Source organism: Streptomyces sp. NPDC001373, assembly GCF_042895815.1.
Lineage (GTDB): Bacteria > Actinomycetota > Actinomycetes > Streptomycetales > Streptomycetaceae > Streptomyces.
Window position 1 is genome coordinate 164,593 of the sequence record NZ_JBIAWQ010000001.1, and the last position, 18,493, is coordinate 183,085.

General features: G+C 73.5%; 11 protein-coding genes. 3 read left to right on the plus strand and 8 right to left on the minus strand.

The window, feature by feature from the left end:
* Positions 1-79: 79 nt before the first annotated feature.
* The 5 genes from ffh to ACFY15_RS00895 all read right to left on the minus strand — a co-directional run bounded on the left by ffh (position 80) and on the right by ACFY15_RS00895 (position 7,637).
* A complete protein-coding gene (gene ffh / locus ACFY15_RS00875; RefSeq protein WP_390688944.1) occupies positions 80-1,654 on the minus strand; it encodes a signal recognition particle protein in 1,575 nt (524 codons plus the stop codon).
* A 103-nt stretch (positions 1,655-1,757) separates the two neighbouring features.
* Positions 1,758-4,190 (minus strand): [protein-PII] uridylyltransferase, encoded by a 2,433-nt coding sequence (locus ACFY15_RS00880; RefSeq protein ID WP_390688943.1) that lies wholly within the window; start codon positions 4,188-4,190, stop codon positions 1,758-1,760.
* Positions 4,191-4,207: 17 nt separating this feature from the next.
* Complete coding sequence (locus ACFY15_RS00885; RefSeq protein ID WP_390688942.1) at positions 4,208-4,546, minus strand: P-II family nitrogen regulator; 339 nt, start codon at positions 4,544-4,546, stop codon at positions 4,208-4,210.
* On the minus strand, positions 4,543-5,889 hold the full coding sequence (locus ACFY15_RS00890) for an ammonium transporter (RefSeq protein ID WP_390688941.1): 1,347 nt from the start codon (positions 5,887-5,889) through the stop codon (positions 4,543-4,545). The genes ACFY15_RS00885 and ACFY15_RS00890 overlap by 4 nt, the downstream gene beginning before the upstream one ends.
* A 263-nt stretch (positions 5,890-6,152) precedes the next feature.
* Positions 6,153-7,637: a hypothetical protein gene (locus tag ACFY15_RS00895; protein ID WP_390688940.1), complete on the minus strand. Its 1,485-nt coding sequence runs from the start codon at positions 7,635-7,637 to the stop codon at positions 6,153-6,155.
* 406 nt (positions 7,638-8,043) lie between these two features.
* Here ACFY15_RS00895 and ACFY15_RS00900 point away from each other — a divergent pair, with 406 nt between their 5' ends.
* A complete protein-coding gene (locus tag ACFY15_RS00900) occupies positions 8,044-8,718 on the plus strand; it encodes a bifunctional DNA primase/polymerase (protein WP_390688939.1) in 675 nt (224 codons plus the stop codon).
* Between the two features lie 115 nt (positions 8,719-8,833).
* On the opposite strand, the gene ftsY is transcribed toward ACFY15_RS00900, so the two are convergent.
* On the minus strand, positions 8,834-10,051 hold the full coding sequence (gene ftsY / locus ACFY15_RS00905; protein WP_390688938.1) for a signal recognition particle-docking protein FtsY: 1,218 nt from the start codon (positions 10,049-10,051) through the stop codon (positions 8,834-8,836).
* Positions 10,052-10,194: 143 nt separating this feature from the next.
* On the opposite strand from ftsY, the gene ACFY15_RS00910 reads away from it, so the two are divergent.
* Together ACFY15_RS00910 and ACFY15_RS00915 are read left to right on the plus strand one after the other, a co-directional pair.
* Positions 10,195-11,652 carry a cytosine permease gene (locus ACFY15_RS00910; RefSeq protein WP_390688937.1) on the plus strand — a complete coding sequence of 486 codons (1,458 nt, stop codon included), beginning with the start codon at positions 10,195-10,197 and terminating at the stop codon, positions 11,650-11,652.
* A gap of 61 nt (positions 11,653-11,713) precedes the next feature.
* Positions 11,714-12,700: an LLM class flavin-dependent oxidoreductase gene (locus ACFY15_RS00915; protein WP_390688936.1), complete on the plus strand. Its 987-nt coding sequence runs from the start codon at positions 11,714-11,716 to the stop codon at positions 12,698-12,700.
* Positions 12,701-12,743: 43 nt separating this feature from the next.
* On the opposite strand, the gene ACFY15_RS00920 is transcribed toward ACFY15_RS00915, so the two are convergent.
* A complete protein-coding gene (locus ACFY15_RS00920; protein WP_390688935.1) occupies positions 12,744-14,183 on the minus strand; it encodes a sugar porter family MFS transporter in 1,440 nt (479 codons plus the stop codon).
* Positions 14,184-14,365: 182 nt separating this feature from the next.
* A complete protein-coding gene (locus ACFY15_RS00925; RefSeq protein ID WP_390688934.1) occupies positions 14,366-18,439 on the minus strand; it encodes an AAA family ATPase in 4,074 nt (1,357 codons plus the stop codon).
* Between the last annotated feature and the right edge of the window lie 54 nt (positions 18,440-18,493).

The window sequence follows — 18,493 nt, forward strand, 5'->3', positions numbered from 1 at the left end:
CCCCGTGCCCGCCCAGCGGAAGGGGAACGGGAAGGGCCCCGCGGTGCGTGCACCACGGGGCCCCTGGCCGTACGGACCGCTACTTCATGAACTTCTTGAACTCGTCCGGCAGGTCGAAGTCCTGGCCGGGCTGGCCGCCGCCCGCCGGGAGCCCGAACGGGTTGCCGCCGGCGGCGGGGAGGGCGGGCTGGGCGCCCTGCTCGCGCCGGGCCGCGGCCGCGGCCTCCTCTTCCTTGCGCTTCATCGGGTTGCCGCTCTTGCGCTTGCCCTTGGCCTGCTTGACCTGCTTCTTCTGCCGGCCGGGGCCGCCGCCCATCCCGGGGATGCCGGGCATGCCCGGCATGCCGCCGCCCTGGGCCATGCGGGACATCATCTTGCGGGCGTCGAAGAACCGCTCGACGAGGTTCTTGACCGCGCTGACCTCGACGCCGGAGCCCTTGGCGATACGGGCGCGGCGCGAGCCGTTGATGATCGTCGGGTCCTGGCGCTCGGCCGGGGTCATCGACTTGATGATCGCGGCGGTGCGGTCCACGTCGCGCTCGTCGATGTTGTTGATCTGTTCCTTGATCTGGCCCATGCCCGGCAGCATGCCGAGGAGCTTGGAGATGGAGCCCATCTTGCGGACCTGCTCCATCTGGGCCAGGAAGTCGTCGAGCGTGAACTCCTTGGGGCCCTTGGCGAGCTTGGCCGCCATCTTCTCGGCCTCGGCCTGCGAGAAGGTCTTCTCGGCCTGCTCGATGAGGGTGAGCATGTCACCCATGTCGAGGATCCGGCCCGCCATGCGGTCCGGGTGGAAGGCGTCGAAGTCGTCGAGCTTCTCGCCGTTCGAGGCGAACATGATCTGCTTGCCGGTGACGTGCGCGATGGAGAGCGCGGCACCGCCGCGCGCGTCGCCGTCCAGCTTGGAGAGCACGACGCCGTCGAAGCCGACGCCGTCGCGGAAGGCCTCGGCGGTGTTGACCGCGTCCTGGCCGATCATGGCGTCGACGACGAAGAGGATCTCGTCGGGGCTGACGGCGTCGCGGATGTCCGCGGCCTGCTGCATCAGCTCGGCGTCGATGCCGAGGCGGCCGGCGGTGTCGACGATGACGATGTCGTACTGCTTGGTGCGCGCGTACTCGATCGAGTCCTTGGCGACCTGGACCGGGTCGCCGACGCCGTTGCCGGGGGCGGGGGCGTAGACGGCCACGCCGGCCCGCTCGGCGACGACGCTGAGCTGGTTGACGGCGTTGGGGCGCTGGAGGTCGCAGGCGACGAGGAGCGGGGAGTGGCCCTGCCCCTTGAGCCAGAGGCCGAGCTTTCCGGCGAGGGTGGTCTTACCGGCACCCTGGAGACCGGCCAGCATGATCACGGTGGGCGCGGTCTTGGCGAACCGCAGGCGGCGGGTCTCTCCGCCGAGGATGGAGACCAGCTCGTCGTTGACGATCTTGAGGACCTGCTGGCCGGGGTTCAGCGCCTTGCTGACCTCCTCGCCGCGGGCCCTTTCCTTGACGTTCGCGATGAAGGAGCGGACGACCGGGAGCGCGACGTCGGCCTCGAGGAGGGCGATACGGATTTCCCGCGCCGCAGCGTCGATGTCCTGCTCGGAGAGGCGGCCTTTGCCCCGGAGGGACTTGAAGGTCGCGCTGAGGCGGTCGGAAAGCGTATCGAACACGGTGGTCGCGATTCCTCGGGTCGGGGGCGTGGTGGTCGTCCCCCAGGGTATCCGGCCCCGCCACCCCCCGGGGGCGGGGCCGGGTTCCCGCCGCGCGCAGCGGCTACGACAGGGCCGACTGGATCCGCACGGCCAGGGCGGCCGCCTCCGCCGGCGGGAGGGGCTTGCCGTCCGGGTCGACCACGTAGACGGTGTCCACGGCGTTCGCGCCCAGCGTGGAGACATGGGCGCTGCGCACCCGGACGCCGCCCTCCTCCAGGGCGCGGCCGATGCGGTGCAGCAGGCCCACCGCATCGGGGGCGCGGACTTCCAGGACGGTGGCCAGGGGGGAGACGTCCGGGACCGCGGTGACGCGGGGCGGCGGGGGGACCACCCCCCGCCGGCGCGGGTACGCCGCCTCGCGGCCGGCCAGCTTGGCCGGGACGTCCAGCGAGCCGTCCAGCGCCCGTACCAGGTCGGTCCGCAGCCGGGCCGCCTGCGGCAGTGTCCCGTACTCCGCCGCCACCCGCCACCGCAGCACCAGCACCTCGCCCAGGTGTTCGGGCAGCTCCAGGAAGCGCAGGTCCGCCGCCCGCACCGTCAGCCGGTGCAGCGCCAGCACCCCGGCCACGGCCGGGAGCACCCCGGGCTGGTCCGGGACGGCCACGGCCAGCTCGGCCCCGACGGCGTCGTCCTCCTCCTGCCGGGCGTGCAGGGTGAGCACCGGCTCCCCGGTGCGCAGCGCCTCCAGGGCCAGGCGCTCCTGCTCCGCGGTGGGCCGCTCCGGCTGCGGGTCGGCCGCCGGGGCCCCGCTCAGCACGGCGGCGACCCGCCGCACGAGGTCGGCCACCAGGGAGCCGCGCCAGGTGCTCCAGGCGGCGGGCCCGGTCGCGAGGGCGTCGGCCTCGGTCAGGGCGTGCAGGACCTCCAGGGTGGCGGTCGAGCCGACGGCGCGCGCCACCGCGGTGACGGTGGCGGGGTCGTCGAGGTCCCGCCGGGTCGCGGTGTCCACCAGCAGCAGGTGGTGGCGTACGAGCGTGCCCAGTACGGCGGTGTCCTCGGCGTCGAAGCCGACCCGTGCGGCCATGTCGCGCGCGATGGTCTCGCCGACGACGGAGTGGTCGCCGGGCCAGCCCTTGCCGATGTCGTGCAGGAGGGCCGCCGTCAGCAGCAGGTCGGGCCGGCCCACCCGGCGGGTCAGCGCCGAGGCCCGGACGGCCGTCTCGATCAGGTGCCGGTCCACCGTCCAGGTGTGGACGGGGTTGTGCTGGGGGCGGCAGCGCACCCGTTCCCAGTCGGGCAGCAGCCGGCTGATCAGGCCCTCGGCCTCCAGCGCCTCCCACACCCCCACCATCGGCTCCCCCGCGCCCAGCAGGGTCAGCAGCTGCTCCCGCGCCTCGGCGGGCCAGGGCACGGGCAGCGGCCGGGCCTGGGCCGCGAGCCGGCGGACGGCGTGCAGCGAGACGGGCAGTCCGGCCTGGGCGGCGGCCGCCCCGAACCGCAGGGGCAGGACGGGGTCCCGTTCGGGTCGGGCGGCGAGCGCCAGGACGGCCTCCCCGTCGGACTCCACGACCCCCTCGGCCAGCGGCGCCCGTTCGGCGGCGGCCGCCGCGCCCCGGGTGCCCAGCAGCCCGCGCAGCCGGGGCCGGGCGGCCCGGGCCCGCAGGACCCGTCCGACCTCCCGCCAGGTGACGTCGCCGGCGTAGGCGACGACGCGGGCGGCCTCGTAGACCTCGCGCAGCAGGGCGTCCGCGTCGAGGAGCCCCAGCCGGGCGGCGACCTGGGGCTGTTCCTGGAGGGCGAGCCGGTCGGTGGCGCGGCCGGTGACCAGGTGCAGGGCGTCCCGCGCGTCCAGCAGCCGGCGCCGGGCCCCGTCGAGCCCCTCGCGCGGGGCGTCGGCCAGCCAGGACGCGGCGACGGCCCGCAGCGCGGTGGCGTCCCGGATCCCGCCCCGCGCCTCCTTGAGGTCGGGCTCCAGCAGGAACCGCAGCTCCCCGGCCCGTTCGGCGCGCTCCCGGCACAGGGCGTGCAGCTGGGGCAGCCGCCGGGGGGCCTGGTTGCGCCAGTCGGCGAGCACCGAGGTGCGCAGTCCGGCGAGGAGTCCGGCGTCGCCCGCGACGAGCCGGGCGTCGAGCAGCCCGAGGTGGGCCTTGAGGTCCTCGGCGGCGACCTTGCGGGCCTCGGCGGGGGTCCGTACGGAGTGGTCGAGGGCCAGCCCGAGGTCCCAGACGGGGTACCAGAGGCGGTCGGCGAGGGCGGCCAGAGCCTGGGGGCGGGCCTTGCCGTCATGGAGCAGGAGCAGGTCGAGGTCGCTGCGCGGGGAGAGTTCCCCGCGGCCGTAGCCGCCGACGGCGACCAGGGCCGCGCCCCGTACGCCGGTCTCCTGCGCGGCGGTCGTGAACCCGTCGTTCAGCCACTGGTCGGTCAGGGCGGAGAGGGCGGAACGCCGTGACGGCCCGGACCGCGACTCCTCCCCGAGGAGTCGCAGCCGGGCCGCGGCGTATCCGCCGGGTCCCGAGCCGGTGGGGTCCTGCGTGGTCGCTTCGGCGCTCGTCACCCGGGGGCTCCCGTCCGCTAGAGGGCGTCGGTGCCGCGCTCGCCGGTGCGGACCCGGACGACGGAGTCCACGGGGACGCTCCACACCTTGCCGTCGCCGATCTTCTCGGTGCGGGCGGCGCTGACGATGACGTTGATGAGCTCCTCGGCCTCGTCGTCGTCGGCGAGGACCTCGATGCGGATCTTCGGTACGAGGTCCACCGTGTACTCGGCGCCGCGGTAGACCTCCGTGTGGCCGCGCTGGCGGCCGTATCCGCTGGCCTCCGAGACGGTCAGGCCCTGGATGCCGAAGGCGTGGAGGGCCTCCTTGATGTCGTCGAGCTTGTAGGGCTTGACGATCGCGGTGATCAGCTTCATGCGTCGACCTTCTTGTTGGCTGCGGCCACGGGGGCGTGGGAGGCGGTGCCGCGCGCGGAGATCCCGCCGCCGGCGCCGCTGAAGTCGTAGGCGGTCTCGGCGTGCTCGGCCTGGTCGATGCCGGAGACCTCGACGTCCTCGGCGACCCGCATCCCGATGGTCTTGTCGAGGAGGAAGGCCATGATCGCCGATACGACGAGGGAGTAGGCGAGGACGGAGAAGACACCGACGGCCTGCTTGCCGAGCTGCTCGAAGCCGCCGCCGTAGAAGAGGCCCTTGGCGTCGGACTGGACGCCGCCGGTGGCGAAGAGGCCGACGAGGAGGGAGCCCGCGACGCCGCCGACGAGGTGGACGCCGACCACGTCGAGGGAGTCGTCGTAGCCGAACCGGTACTTGAGGCCGACGGCCATGGCGCACAGCACGCCGGCGATGGCGCCCACGGCGATCGCGCCGAGCGGGCTGACGGAGCCCCCGGCGGGGGTGATGGCGACGAGGCCGGCGACCGCGCCGGAGGCGGCGCCGAGGGTGGTGAAGGAGCCGTGGCGCAGCTTCTCGTAGCCCAGCCAGGCGAGCATGGCGGCGGCGGTGGCGACCTGGGTGTTGACGAACATGACGGCGCCAACGCCGTCGTCGTTGCCGAGCCAGGAGCCGGCGTTGAAGCCGAACCAGCCGAACCAGAGCAGGCCGGCGCCGAGCATCACGAGGGGGAGGCTGTGCGGGCGCATCGGGTCCTTCTTGAAGCCGACGCGCTTGCCGATGACCAGGATGACGCCGAAGGCGGCGGCGCCGGCGTTGATGTGGACGGCGGTGCCGCCGGCGAAGTCGATGACGCCGAGCTCGAAGAGCCAGCCGCCGGCGCCCCACACCCAGTGGGCGACGGGGAAGTAGACGACGGTCACCCACAGGGCGGTGAAGAGCACCCAGGCGCTGAACTTGACGCGGTCGGCGAGGGCGCCGCTGATCAGGGCGGGGGTGATGACCGCGAACATCAGCTGGAACACGGCGAAGACGTAGACCGGGATGGTGTAGCCGTCCCAGAGCTCGGTGATGCCGATGCCGCTGAGGCCGACGTAGTCGGAGTTCCAGCCGATGACGGAGCCGGAGTCGGTGCCGAAGGCGAGGCTGAAGCCGAAGAGCACCCACAGGATCGTGACGATCCCGAGGCTGACGAAGCTCATCATCAGCATGTTGAGGCTGCTCTTGACGCGGACCATGCCTCCGTAGAAGAAGGCGAGTCCCGGGGTCATCAGCATGACCAGGGCGGAGCAGATGAGCATGAACCCGGTGTTCGCGGCAGACAGGGTCGGGGTGTCTGCTGCGAGGGTCGTGATGGCTGGAGCCATCGGCGTCTCCTCGTCGTCGGTACGTTCGCGTGCGGGCGATCGTCGGGGTACCTGAGCGGCGGCGCAGGGTCTGGCCGGTTATTGGCCCTGAGGTTCGCGCAGGCCGGTTTCCGGCGGCGCCGCTCGGTGTTTCGCTCCGATGACGAAGAGGTCGGGCTTGTTACGCCTGAATGAACCGGTGAGGTACGGGTCCGGTCCGTGTCAGGTGAGGGTCGGGCGGGGCTCGGGCGCGCGTCAGGCGCGCGCCCGGGCCGCCGGGCGGCTCAGACGGCCTCGGCGGCCTCGGGGAGGCGGGAGGCGAGCAGGTCGGTCAGCCGGACCACCTCGGCGACGTCGCCGTATTCACGGGCGGCGGTGTCCACGGTCTTGCGGAGCCGGGTGTTCACCCGCTCGGAGCGCACCTTTCGCGCCACGTCGAGGGCCTGGTCGACGAGGACGGTCGCCTGCTCGGGTTCGCGCTGGAGCAGGTGGACGGTGGCCATGCCGATGAGGTTGAGGGCGTAGGAGCGCTGGTGGACCTCGTCCTTGGCGAAGAGCTCGACGGCCTTCTCCATCACGGGTTCGGCGAGGGAGGCGTAGGTGGGGCTGCGTCCGGCGACGTAGGCCAGGTCCCGGTAGGAGTGGGAGTTCTCGCCGTTGAGTTCGGCCTCGGAGAAGAAGCCGATCCAGTCGGGTTCCGGTTCGCCGCCGAGCCCGACGTCGCCGAAGGTGTCCTCGGCCATGCGCACGGCCCGCTTGCAGCGGCTGGGCTGGCCCATGTTGGCGTAGGCGCGGGCCTCCATCGCGTAGAGCATGGCCTGGGTCCGCGGCCCGGCGCAGTCGCGGCTGCCGTACTGGGCGAGGTGGATGAGCTCCAGGGCGTCCTCGGGGCGGCCGAGGTGGATCATCTGGCGGCTCATGTTGGAGAGGATGTACGAGCCCAGCGGCTTGTCCCCGGCCTCCTTCGCGGCGTGCAGCGCGAGGACGAAGTACTTCTGGGCGGTGGGGTGCAGGCCGATGTCGTAGCTCATCCAGCCGGCGAGTTCGGCGAGTTGGGCGGCCACCTTGAAGAGCCGCTTCATGACGGGGGCCGGGTGGTTCTCCTGGAGCAGGTCGGTGACCTCGTGGAGCTGCCCGACGACGGCCTTGCGGCGCAGTCCGCCGCCGCACTGGGCGTCCCACTGGCGGAACATCACCGTGGTGGCCTCGAGGAGGTCGAGCTCGGGTCCGGAGAGGCGGGGCGGCCGGTGCCCGGACGGGGCTCCCCCGTCGCGCGGCACGGGGTCGGCGGCGGCCGGCATCGGGACGAGCCAGCGCTGCATGGGCTCGATGAGGGCGGGGCCGGCGGAGAGGGCGAGGGAGGTCCCGAGGAAGCCGCGGCGGGCCAGCATCAGGTCGCTGCGGGAGAACTCGCTGAGCAGCTCCACGGTCTGGGGGCCCGTCCAGGGCAGGTCGACCCCGGAGACGGAAGGGGTCTGGTGGGCGCTGCGCAGGCCGAGCTGTTCGATGGCGACGACGGCGCCGAAGCGTTCGGAGAAGAGTTCCGAGAGGATGCGCGGCACGGGTTCGCGGGGCTGCTCGCCGTCGAGCCAGCGGCGCACACGGGAGGTGTCGGTGCTGATGTGGTGGGCGCCCATCTGGCGGGCCCGGCGGTTGACCTGACGGGCGAGCTCGCCCTTGGACCAGCCGCTGCGGACGAACCACGAGGTCAGCTGTTCATTGCGGCCGGCCGCCTCGCCACTCGTTCCGCTTGCGCCGCTGCCGCCCACTGGAACGCCCCCATCCGGATCGCCTCTTCACACGAAACCCTGGCCGGGGCGGCCCCTGCCGCCTGGGACCTTCACAGGTCCTCCACACATTGCCTCCGGCATACCCACGGATGGGCCCGCTTCCGGGGTTCGTGAACCGAAAGTAATCCTACGATCACCCCGTCGGCGAGGTTGATTCCAGAAACGCCACCATTCGCCACCCCTTCGAATGAACTCGCCACCGGCCAGGCGCGATTCACTTGACAGGAAGGCGAAACGGAACGGTTGGACGGGAGCACACCGGGGGCGCGCGCGGCGGGGAGTGCGCCGGGCGGCTCCGGTGGACAGTGTGCTCCGCCCGACCCCCGACAGGTCTCGCCGACGTCGTAACCACCGGCGCGTCCAACCCGTTGGAGGGGGCATGGGCATGGGCTTCACGATCGGCGGCAGCCGCGGCACCAAGGAATTCCGTTCCGGCGTCCGGCGCCGCGGCCGTACCTCGGAGTGCACGACGGTGGCGGAGTACACCGGCCTCTGGGGCTGGGACGCGGTCCCCGGCGCCCGCGCCGCGGCTCCGGCCCGCGCCTGCTCCTGCTCCTGCGGCCGCGCGGACTGCCCCGCTCCCGGGGCGCATCCGCTGGACTTCGCCCCCACCGTCCCGGGGGGCGCCACCCTGGACGAGGTCACCGGGATCTGGGGCGAGTACCCGGGCGCGGCGATCCTGCTCCCGGTCGGCCGCACCTTCGACGTGATCGAGGTCTCCGCCGAGGCCGGTCGGCGCGCCCTGGTCCGCATGGAGCGGATGGGCCTGCCGCTGGGGCCGGTGACGGCGACCCCGGACGGCCGGGCGCAGTTCTTCGTGGCCCCCGGCGCGGCGGCCGAGCTGCCCGAGCTGCTGTACCGGATGGGCTGGGACGACGCGGACCTGGACCTGCGCGCCCTGGGCCACGGCACCTTCCTGACGGCCCCGCCCTCCGACCACGCGGGCCTCGGCCCGGCCGTCTGGCTGCGCCCGCCCGCGCTGGACTGCGCGGGCGGGCCCCCGCAGGCGCGGCTGCTGCTGGGCACCCTCGCGTACACGTGCCACCGCTTCCGCCACTGACCGCACACCCGCACACCCGCACCGCCGCGGCCCGCGCCCTCGCGCACAGAGCAGTGCCCCCGCGCCCGGAGGACCGGGACGCGGGGGCACTCGTCTGCGGGGCGGGCCGGGCCGCTCAGTCGCCGATCAGGGCGTCCACGAACGCCTCGGGCTCGAAGGGGGCCAGGTCGTCCGCGCCCTCACCGAGGCCGACGAGCTTGACCGGGACGCCCAGCTCCCGCTGGACGGCGACGACGATGCCGCCCTTGGCGGTGCCGTCGAGCTTGGTCAGCACGATGCCGGTGATGTCCACGACCTCGGCGAACACGCGCGCCTGGGTCAGACCGTTCTGGCCGGTGGTGGCGTCGAGGACCAGCAGGACCTCGTCCAGCGGGCCGTGCTTCTCCACGACGCGCTTGACCTTGCCGAGCTCGTCCATGAGGCCGGTCTTGGTGTGCAGGCGGCCGGCGGTGTCGATGAGCACGACGTCCGCGCCCTCGGCGATGCCCTCCTTGACCGCGTCGAAGGCGATCGAGGCGGGGTCGCCGCCCTCGGGGCCGCGTACGGTACGGGCGCCGACGCGCTCGCCCCAGGTCTGGAGCTGGTCGGCGGCGGCGGCGCGGAAGGTGTCGGCGGCGCCGAGGACCACGCTGCGGCCGTCGGCGACGAGCACCCGGGCGAGCTTGCCGGTGGTGGTGGTCTTGCCGGTGCCGTTGACGCCGACGACCATCACGACCGCCGGGGTGTCGACGCCGCTCTCGGTCTTCACGGCACGGTCGAAGTCGGTGCCGACGAGGGCGACCAGCTCCTCCTTCAGCAGGGCGCGCAGCTCGGCGGGGGTCCGGGTGCCCAGCACCTTGACCCGCTCGCGCAGCCGCTCCACCAGCTCCTGGGTGGGCGCGACGCCGACGTCGGCGATGAGGAGGGTCTCCTCGATCTCCTCCCAGGTGTCCTCGTCGAGGTGCTCGCGCGAGAGCAGCGTGAGCAGGCCCTTGCCGAGGGAGTTCTGCGACCGGGCGAGCCGGGCGCGCAGCCGGACCAGGCGGCCGGCCGTCGGCTCGGGCACCTCGATCTCGGGCGCGGCCGGGGCCTCGGGCTCCGCAGCCGGCGCCTCGACCGGAGCCTCGGCCTCCGCCTCCGGGAGTACGACCTCCTCGATGGTGCGGCGCGGCTCTTCCGCCGTCTCTACGGCGTCCTCCCCCACCTGCGGTTCGGCAGGCGGGGCAGTGATGGTCGGCGTGCTCGGCGGCGCCGTGGGGGGCAGCTGCTTCTTCTTGCGGCTGCTGACCACGAGCCCGCTGATCACGCCGACCGCGACCAGGGCGATGACTACAGCAAGGATCAGGATTTCCATAACGCCCCCAGTATCGGCCACGGCGCGCCCTGGGCCCCGGACCTTGGACGTTCCCACCCGGCAGCGATCCGCCATTTGTGGTCTTAACGCCACATCTACGATGATGGGCGGATTGTTCCCAGCCCCGCTTCCACGGAGTACGCATGCCTGCCGAACAGACCGCCGCCGACGGCGCCGTCGAGACCCGGGGTCTGGAGCCCGTACCGGACGGCGAGCGCGGCGGCCGGGTCCGCGGGCTCGTGCCCACCTGGGTCGCCGCGAACATCAGCGTGCTGTTGCTCACCATGGGCGCGGGGCTGGTCATCTTCAACAAGCTCAACATCTGGCAGGTGCTGGTCGTCGCGGTGGCCGCGCCGGTCGTCTCGTACGGGCTCGTCGGGCTGATCTCGATCGCCGGCAAGCGCGGCGGCGCCCCCGGCATGGCGCTCTCGCGGGCCGTCTTCGGCCAGCGCGGCAACCTCTTCCCGGGGGCGCTGATCTGGGTGGCCCGCTGGGGCTGGGAGACGATCAACGCGGTCAGCGGCGCCTACGCGATCCTGACCGTGCTCGACCTCCTCTTCGGCGTGAAGGGCAACACCGCCCTGATCGTCGTCACCCTGCTGTTCTTCGTGGGCTGCACCTTCGTGGTGTCCGGGCTCGGGATCAACGCGCTGCGGGTCTGCTCGACCTGGTCGACGTACCTCTTCGGCGCCTTCAGCGTCCTCGTGCTCGGCTACCTGGTCCTCACCACCGACTGGTCCACCGTCCTCGGCAAGCCGGCCGGCTCCACGGCGATGATGGTCGCGGGCATCGGCACCATCGCGGCCGGCGGCATCAGCTGGGTGCCGTCCGGCCCCGACTTCACCCGCTACCTGCCCCGTACGGCCTCCGCGAAGGGCGTGGTCGGGGCCACGATCGGCGGCGCGGGCGTGGTCGTGCTGCCGATGGTGCTGATGGGCGCGGTGATGGCTGTCGGCACCCCGGACCTGGCCAGCGCGCAGGACCCGGTCTCCTTCATCGGCGAGCTGCTGCCGACCTGGATCGCGGTCCCGTACCTGCTGATCGCCCTCCTCGGCATGCTGCTGATCAACTCGATGTCGATGTACTCCGCCGGCTTCACCGCGCAGACCCTCGGCATCAAGGTGCCGCGGGCCTGGGCGGTCAGCGTCAACGCGGTCATCAGCCTGGTCTTCGGCTTCCTGCTGATGGTGGTCGCGACCAGCTTCTTCGGCTCCTTCATCTCCTTCCTGACCCTGCTGGCCGTGGCCTTCTCGGCGTGGATCGGGGTCTTCGGCGTGGACATGCTGCGCCGGACCTCCTACGACGGCCCCGCCCTGCTGGACACCACGCCCACCAGCGCCTACTGGTACCGGGGCGGCTTCGCCTGGCAGGCGATGACGGCCTGGGCGCTGGCGCTGGTGGTGGGCACGCTGTTCACGAAGGTGGACTGGTTCACCGGGCCGCTCGCCGGGACCTGGATCGGGGAGAACGGGCTGGGCTGGGTGGCCGGCATCCTCACCTCCGCCGCGCTGTACGCCGTCCTGCCGCGCGACGCCGCGCCCGCCCCGGCCGAGTCGGAGCCCGCCGAAGGCCGCGAGCCCGCGGAAACCCTGTCCGGCTGACGCTCCGTCAGTTAACCTCCCCTCGCCCGACCGACCGCATCCGGCGAAGGGGAACCCCTCCATGCCCGTCACCGTGGCCCGCTTCAACCTCGTCGACCCGAACGGCACGCCCGAGAGCCTCGCCGCCCGCTACCAGGCGGCGGTGGAGATGGCACGCTACGCCGACGGGCACGGGATCGACACCGTCCAGACCGAGGAGCACCACGGCACGGACAACCACTGGCTGCCCTCCCCCTTCGCCTTCGCGGGCGCGGTGCTCGGCGCCACCCGGCGGATCGCGGTCACGGTCTCGGCGATCATCGGCCCGCTGCACGACCCGCTGAAGGTGGCCGAGGACATCGCCGTCCTGGACCTGATCGGCGGCGGCCGACTGGTGACGGTGGCGGGCATCGGCTACCGGCCCGAGGAGTACGAGCAGCACGGGGTGGAGTGGGGCCGGCGCGGCCGGCTCCAGGACGAGCTCCTGGAGACCCTGCTCAAGGCCTGGACCGGCGAGCCCTTCGAGTTCCGCGGCCGCACGGTGAAGGTGACCCCGGTGCCGTTCACGCAGCCGCACCCGATGCTGCTGGTGGGCGGGAGTTCGAAGGCGGCCGCGCGGCGGGCGGCCCGGCTGGGCCTGCCCTTCTTCCCGAGCGCGCACCTGCCGGAGCTGGAGGCGTACTACCGGGAGCGGCTCGCCGAGTACGGCACCGAGGGCTTCTGCATGATGCCGGCGGAGCGGACCCCCCTGCTGCACGTCGCCGAGGACCCCGACCGGGCGTGGGCGCGGTACGGGGAGCACTTCCTGCACGAGGCCGGGGCGTACGCCGCCTGGCAGTCCAAGGACATCCGCTCGGCCGTCCGCTCCGGCGCCCGCACGGTCGAGGAGCTGCGGGCCGAGGGGGTCTACCGGATCCTCTCGCCGGAGGAGGCGGTGGACTTCGCCCGGGAGGCGGGCGAGGCGGGAAACCTGGTGCTGCACCCGCTGTGCGGCGGGATGCCCCTGGAGGAGGGGTGGCGCAGCCTGCGGCTGCTGTGCGAAAGGGTGCTGCCCCGGCTCAGGGACTGAACCGGGGCAGCACCACGGAGGAGAGGGGTGGTGGCGGGGGTGGTTACCCCATCTCCTCCAACGCCTTGCCCTTGGTCTCCGGCACCCACTTGAGGATGAAGGGGATCGAGAGCACGGCGAAGACGGTGTAGATGACGTAGGCGCCGGAGAGGTTCCAGGCGGCCAGCGACGGGAAGGTGACGGTGATCACCCAGTTGGCGATCCACTGGGCCGAGGCGGCCACGCCGAGCGCGGCGGCCCGGATGCGGTTGGGGAACATCTCGCCGAGCAGCACCCAGACCACCACGCCCCAGGACAGGGCGAAGAAGAGGACGAAGGAGTGCGCGGCGATCAGCGCGATCGTGCCCTGGGTCTCGGGCATGGAGATCTCGCCGCCGGTCTCGGTCTTGTACGAGAACGCCCACGCGCACAGGCCCAGGGAGACCGCCATGCCCACCGAGCCGATCAGCGCGAGCGGCTTGCGGCCGAGCCGGTCGACGAAGATCATCGCGATCACGGTGCCGATGATGTTGATGATCGACGTGGTGAAGGAGTACAGGAACGAGCTGGTCGGGTCGATGCCGACGGACTGCCACAGCGAGGAGCTGTAGTAGAAGATCACGTTGATGCCGACGAGCTGCTGGAAGACCGAGAGGCCGATGCCGATCCAGACGATGGGCAGCAGGCCGAAGCGGCCGCCGAGCAGGTCCTTGAAGGTGGACTTCTGCTCGGAGTGCATGGCCGTCTCGATCTCGGCGACGCGCGCGTCGAGGTCGACGTGGGAGCCCTCGACCTCGGCGAGCACCTTGCGGGCCTCGGCGTTGCGGCCGACGGAGACCAGGAAGCGCGGGGACTCCGGGATGACGAAGGACATCAGTCCGTAGAGCACGGCGGGGACGACCATCACGCCGAGCATCCACTGCCAGGCCTCGAGCCCGCCGATCACGCCGCGCTGGTCGCCGTCGGCGAGGTTGAGGATGCCCCAGTTGACCAGCTGCGAGACGGCGATGCCGATGACGATGGCGGCCTGCTGGAAGGAGGCGAGCCGGCCGCGGTAGGCGGCCGGGGAGACCTCCGCGATGTAGGCGGGGCCGATGACGGAGGCCATGCCGATGCCGAAGCCGCCGATCACGCGCCAGACGGCGAGGTCCCAGAGGGCGAAGGGCAGGGCCGAGCCGACGGCGCTCGCGGTGAAGAGGACGGCGGCGATCTGCATGCAGCGGATGCGGCCGAGCCGGTCGGCGAGCCGGCCCGCGGTGGCGGCGCCGATGGCACAGCCGATCAGTGCGGCGGCGATCACCTGGGCGAGCACGGCCGGGCCGACGTCGAAGCGTTCGCGGATGGCGACGACGGCACCGTTGATCACGGAGCTGTCGTATCCGAAGAGGAAGCCGCCCATCGCGGCGGCCGCGGCGATGAAGATGACGTGCCCGAGGTGGTCGGGGTGGGCGGAGTGGGGCGCGTTTCCGCCGCCCGACGCCGGCTTCGCTGTGCTGCTGGTCAAGGTGTGCTCCGTGGGGGGTTCTGTCCGTTCTCCTAGTGGCGCACAGGTCAAGATCGGGCACCACCGGGAGCCGGGAGACAGCCCAGAGCTTATGTGTTCATTTCCTGAAGTCAATAGTTCACGTGAAGGTCGGGTTACCTTCAAAATCCCAACTTTGACTTCACTTCTTAAATGATCAACCTTCAGCGGAGCCGCTGGCTGATCACCTTCGACACCCCGTCGCCCTGCATCGAGACCCCGTAGAGGGCGTCCGCGACCTCCATGGTCCGCTTCTGATGGGTGATCACGATCAGCTGCGAGCTCTCCTGGAGCTCCTCCATGATCCGGATCAGCCGCTGGAGGTTGGTGTCGTCCAGGGCGGCCTCGACCTCGTCCATCACGTAGAACGGGCTGGGCCGCGCCTTGAAGATGGATACCAGCAGTGCCACGGCCGTCAGGGAGCGCTCGCCGCCGGACAGCAGGGACAGCCGTCTGACCTTCTTGCCCGGCGGGCGGGCCTCCACGTCCACGCCGGTGGCCAGCATGTCCTCGGGGTCGGTGAGCACCAGGCGGCCCTCACCGCCGGGGAACAGCCGCGAGAACACGCCCTCGAACTCGCGCGCGGTGTCCCGGTAGGCCTCCGTGAAGACCTGCTCGACCCGCTGGTCCACCTCCTTCACCACTTGAAGGAGGTCGGCACGCGTCTTCCTCAGGTCCCCCAGTTGCTCGCTGAGGAACTGGTGGCGCTCCTCCAGGGCCGCGAACTCCTCCAGCGCCAGCGGGTTGACCTTGCCGAGCTGCTGGTAGGCGCGCTCGGCGGCCTTGAGCCGCTTCTCCTGCCGGGCCCGGTCGAAGGGGCCGGGCCGGTTGCGGGGGTGGTCCGGGTCCTCCGGGAGCACCTCGCCCTCGGCGGGCGGGGACGGGGGAACCGGCTGGTCGGGACCGTACTCCGCCACCAGCGCGGCCGGCTCCACGCCGAGCTCCTCGAGGGCACGGGTCTCCAGCTGCTCGATGCGCAGCCGCTTCTCGGCGCCGAGCACCTCGCCCCGGTGCACGGAGTCGGTGAGCTTGTCGAGCTCGCCCTTGAGGTCGCGGCCCCGGCCGCGGGCCTCGGCGAGCTCCCGCTCGCGCAGCCCCTTGGCCTGCTCGGCGGCCGTGCGCTCCTGCTCCGCCCGGCCGACGGACACCTTCAGGTGCGCCAGCAGCTGGCGGGCCCCGTCGGCGACGGCCCGGGCGACCCCGGCCTCGTACCGCATCCGCTGCCGGCGCCGCTCGGCGCGGGCCCGCGCCTCGCGCTCGGCCCTGGCCCCGCGGTCGAGCGCGTCCGCCCTCCCCGCGAGTCCCTTCACCCGCTCCTCGTGGGTACGCAGCAGGAGGCGGGCCTCCATCTCGGTCTGCCGCGCGTTGGCCCCGTCGGCGGCGAGGCGGTCCCGCGCGGAGGTGTCGGGGTCCTCCGCGACCGGCATCTCCTCCACGGCCGCGAGCCGCTGCGCGCACTCCTCCACGTCGGTCCGCGCACGCTCCTGCGCCTCCTCGGCGACGGCCACCGCCGAGGAGGCGCGCTCGGCCTCCCCGAGGGCCGCCTTCGCCTGTCCGGCCAGCCGGCCGAGCTGCTGCGCGACCCCGGCGCGGGCCTGTTCCCCGGCCCGCCGCAGCTCACCGAGCTCCTCGACGCGCGCCGCGGCGGCGGCCCGACGCGTCCGGGCCTCCTCCTCCGCGCCGGCCAGCTCCCCGCACTCCCGCTCCAGCCGCTCCAGCTCGGCGCCCGCCTCGTCCACGGCGGCCTGCACCTCGATGAGGCTGGGCGCCCCGGCGGAGCCGCCGTGCGCGAGGCGCGCCCCGAGGACGTCCCCGTCGGCGGTCACGGCGACCAGCTCGGGGTGCGCCGCGACCAGGGCCTCGGCCTCCTCCAGCGTCCCGACGACCACGTGCCCGCGCAGCACCCACGCCAGGGCCCGCAGCACCTCGGCGTCCCCGCGGACCAGGGCGGCTGCCTGCCGGTACCCGGCCGGAACCACCGCGACCCCGCCGACGGCGGCCACGGCGTCCGCCGCCACGGCCGGCGCGAGGTCGGCCACGGCCCGGACCCCCCTCCCGGCGGCGGCCGGCTCCGGGGAAGCGGCGGGGTGGGGGAACCCTCCCCCGGCCGGTGCCCGCCCGGACACCTCGGCACAGCCCGGGACCACGGCATCGGGCCCCGGGTCCTGCCCCGGAACCTGCCCGGAGCCGGGTACCGCCACCACGGCGGACACCGAGCCGGGGACGGCACCGACAGCAGTCGAGGAGCCGGACACCACTGCCGGGTCCCGGCCGAAGTCGACGGCCGGGGCGGAGCCGAGGGCCGGGGCGGAGCCCGGGCCGACGGCCGGGGCGGAGCCTGCGGCCTGGCCGGAGCACGGGCCGACGGCCGGAGCAGAATCGCGGTCCGGGGCAGGGCCGACGGTCGGGGCGCAGCCGACGGCCGGCATGGAGCCCAGGCCGACACCCGGGGCGGAGCCGAGGGCCGGGGCGGAGCCCGCGCCGACGGCCGACACGGGGCCGACAGCCGGCGAGGAGCCGGGGGCCGGGGCGATCAGGAACGTGGCGCGGCCCGCGTCGGACTGCCTCAGGTGGCGGATGGCGCCGGCCGCCGCCCCCGTGGAGGCCACGGCCACCGCGTCCGCGGCGGAGCCAAGCGCCGCGGCCACCGCGGCCTCGTACCCCGCCTCCACCGACACCCGCTCCGCCGCCGGCCCCAGTACCCCCGCCAGCCGCTCGCGCACCGCGAGCAGCGCCCCCGTGCCGTCCTTGCGCCGCAGCCCCAGCGCGAGCGCGTCCCGCCGCGCCGAGACGGCCGCGCGGGAGCGTTCCGCGGAGGTCCGGGCCTCCCGGGCCGCCGCCAGCGCGGCCTCGGCCTGCGCCAGTCCGGCCCGCGCCGTCTCGTGCTCCCCCTCCTCCGAGGAGGGGTCCTCCAGCCCGCCGACCTGCTCGGCCAGCGCCTCGTACTCCTCGCGGGCCTCCTCCGCCCGGGACCGCGCCCCGTCGCGGGCGGCCACGAGCCGGTCGATCTCCGCCTGGGCGGCCCCCGCCCGGGAGCGGGCCGCGCCCAGCCGCCCGGTCAGCCGGGCCAGCTCCTCGCGCCGGTCGGCCACGGCCCGCGCGGCGTCCCGCAGCCGCCGCTCCTCGTCGGCGAGGGACCGCTCCAGCTCGGCCCGGTGCGCGGCCGTGTCCTCCAGGGCCCGTTCGGAGGCTTCGAGCGCGGCGGTCAGCTCCGCCTCCTGCTCCCGGATCCGCGCGGCCTCCCGCTCCATGTCCTCGGGGTCGCGGCCCCGCCGCTCCTCCTCCACCGGCGCCGACGCGCTCTTGACCCGCGCCTGCGCCAGCGATTCGGTCCCGCGCACCCGCTCGGCCAGCTGGGCGAGCTCATGCCAGGTCTGCTGGGCCCGCTGGAGCCGGGGCGCGAGGCGCCGTACCGACTCCTCCAGCCCGGCCTCGCGGCGCAGCGCCTCCGCGAGGTCCCGCTCGGCGGACTCCTTGCGCGCCTTGAGGGCGGCCTCGTCGGCGATCTCCGCGTCGAGCGCGGCCCGCAGCGCGACCAGGTCGTCGGCGAGCAGCCGCAGCCGCGCGTCCCGCAGGTCCGCCTGGATCACGGCCGCCCGCCGGGCCACCGCCGCCTGCCGTCCCAGGGGCTTGAGCTGGCGGCGCAGCTCGTCGGTCAGGTCCTGCACCCGTGCGAGGTTGGCCTGCATCGCGTCGAGTTTGCGCAGCGCCTTCTCCTTGCGCTTGCGGTGCTTCAGTACGCCGGCGGCCTCCTCGATGAAGGCGCGGCGCCCCACCGGGTCGGCGTGCAGGACGGAGTCGAGCCGGCCCTGCCCGACGATGACGTGCATCTCGCGGCCGATGCCGGAGTCGGAGAGGAGTTCCTGGATGTCGAGGAGCCGGCAGGTGTCGCCGTTGATCTGGTACTCGCTGCTGCCGCCGCGGAACATGATCCGCGTGATGGTGACCTCGGCGTACTCGATCGGGAGGGCGCCGTCGGAGTTGTCGATGGTGAGGGAGACCTCGGCGCGGCCCAGCGGCGGGCGGCCGGTCGTCCCGGCGAAGATGACGTCCTCCATCTTGCCGCCGCGCAGGGTTTTGGCCCCCTGCTCCCCCATGACCCAGGACAGCGCGTCCACCACGTTGGACTTGCCCGAGCCGTTGGGGCCCACGACACAGGTGATGCCCGGCTCGAAGCGGAGGGTGGTGGCGGAGGCGAAGGACTTGAAGCCGCGCAGGGTGAGGGACTTGAGGTGCACGCCGCCGGACTCTACCTTTCGCGTCCGGTTTCACCCATGAAGGTGCAGGGCAGG

What these genes read in the sequence shown, in the direction of transcription:
- ftsY (WP_390688938.1), bottom strand. Translation starts at nt 10,051, where the DNA reads ATGGAAATCCTGATCCTTGCTGTAGTCATCGCCCTGGTCGCGGTCGGC.
- ACFY15_RS00915 (WP_390688936.1), top strand. Translation starts at nt 11,714, where the DNA reads ATGCCCGTCACCGTGGCCCGCTTCAACCTCGTCGACCCGAACGGCACG.
- ACFY15_RS00900 (WP_390688939.1), top strand. Translation starts at nt 8,044, where the DNA reads ATGGGCTTCACGATCGGCGGCAGCCGCGGCACCAAGGAATTCCGTTCC.
- ACFY15_RS00890 (WP_390688941.1), bottom strand. Translation starts at nt 5,889, where the DNA reads ATGGCTCCAGCCATCACGACCCTCGCAGCAGACACCCCGACCCTGTCT.
- ACFY15_RS00910 (WP_390688937.1), top strand. Translation starts at nt 10,195, where the DNA reads ATGCCTGCCGAACAGACCGCCGCCGACGGCGCCGTCGAGACCCGGGGT.
- ACFY15_RS00885 (WP_390688942.1), bottom strand. Translation starts at nt 4,546, where the DNA reads ATGAAGCTGATCACCGCGATCGTCAAGCCCTACAAGCTCGACGACATC.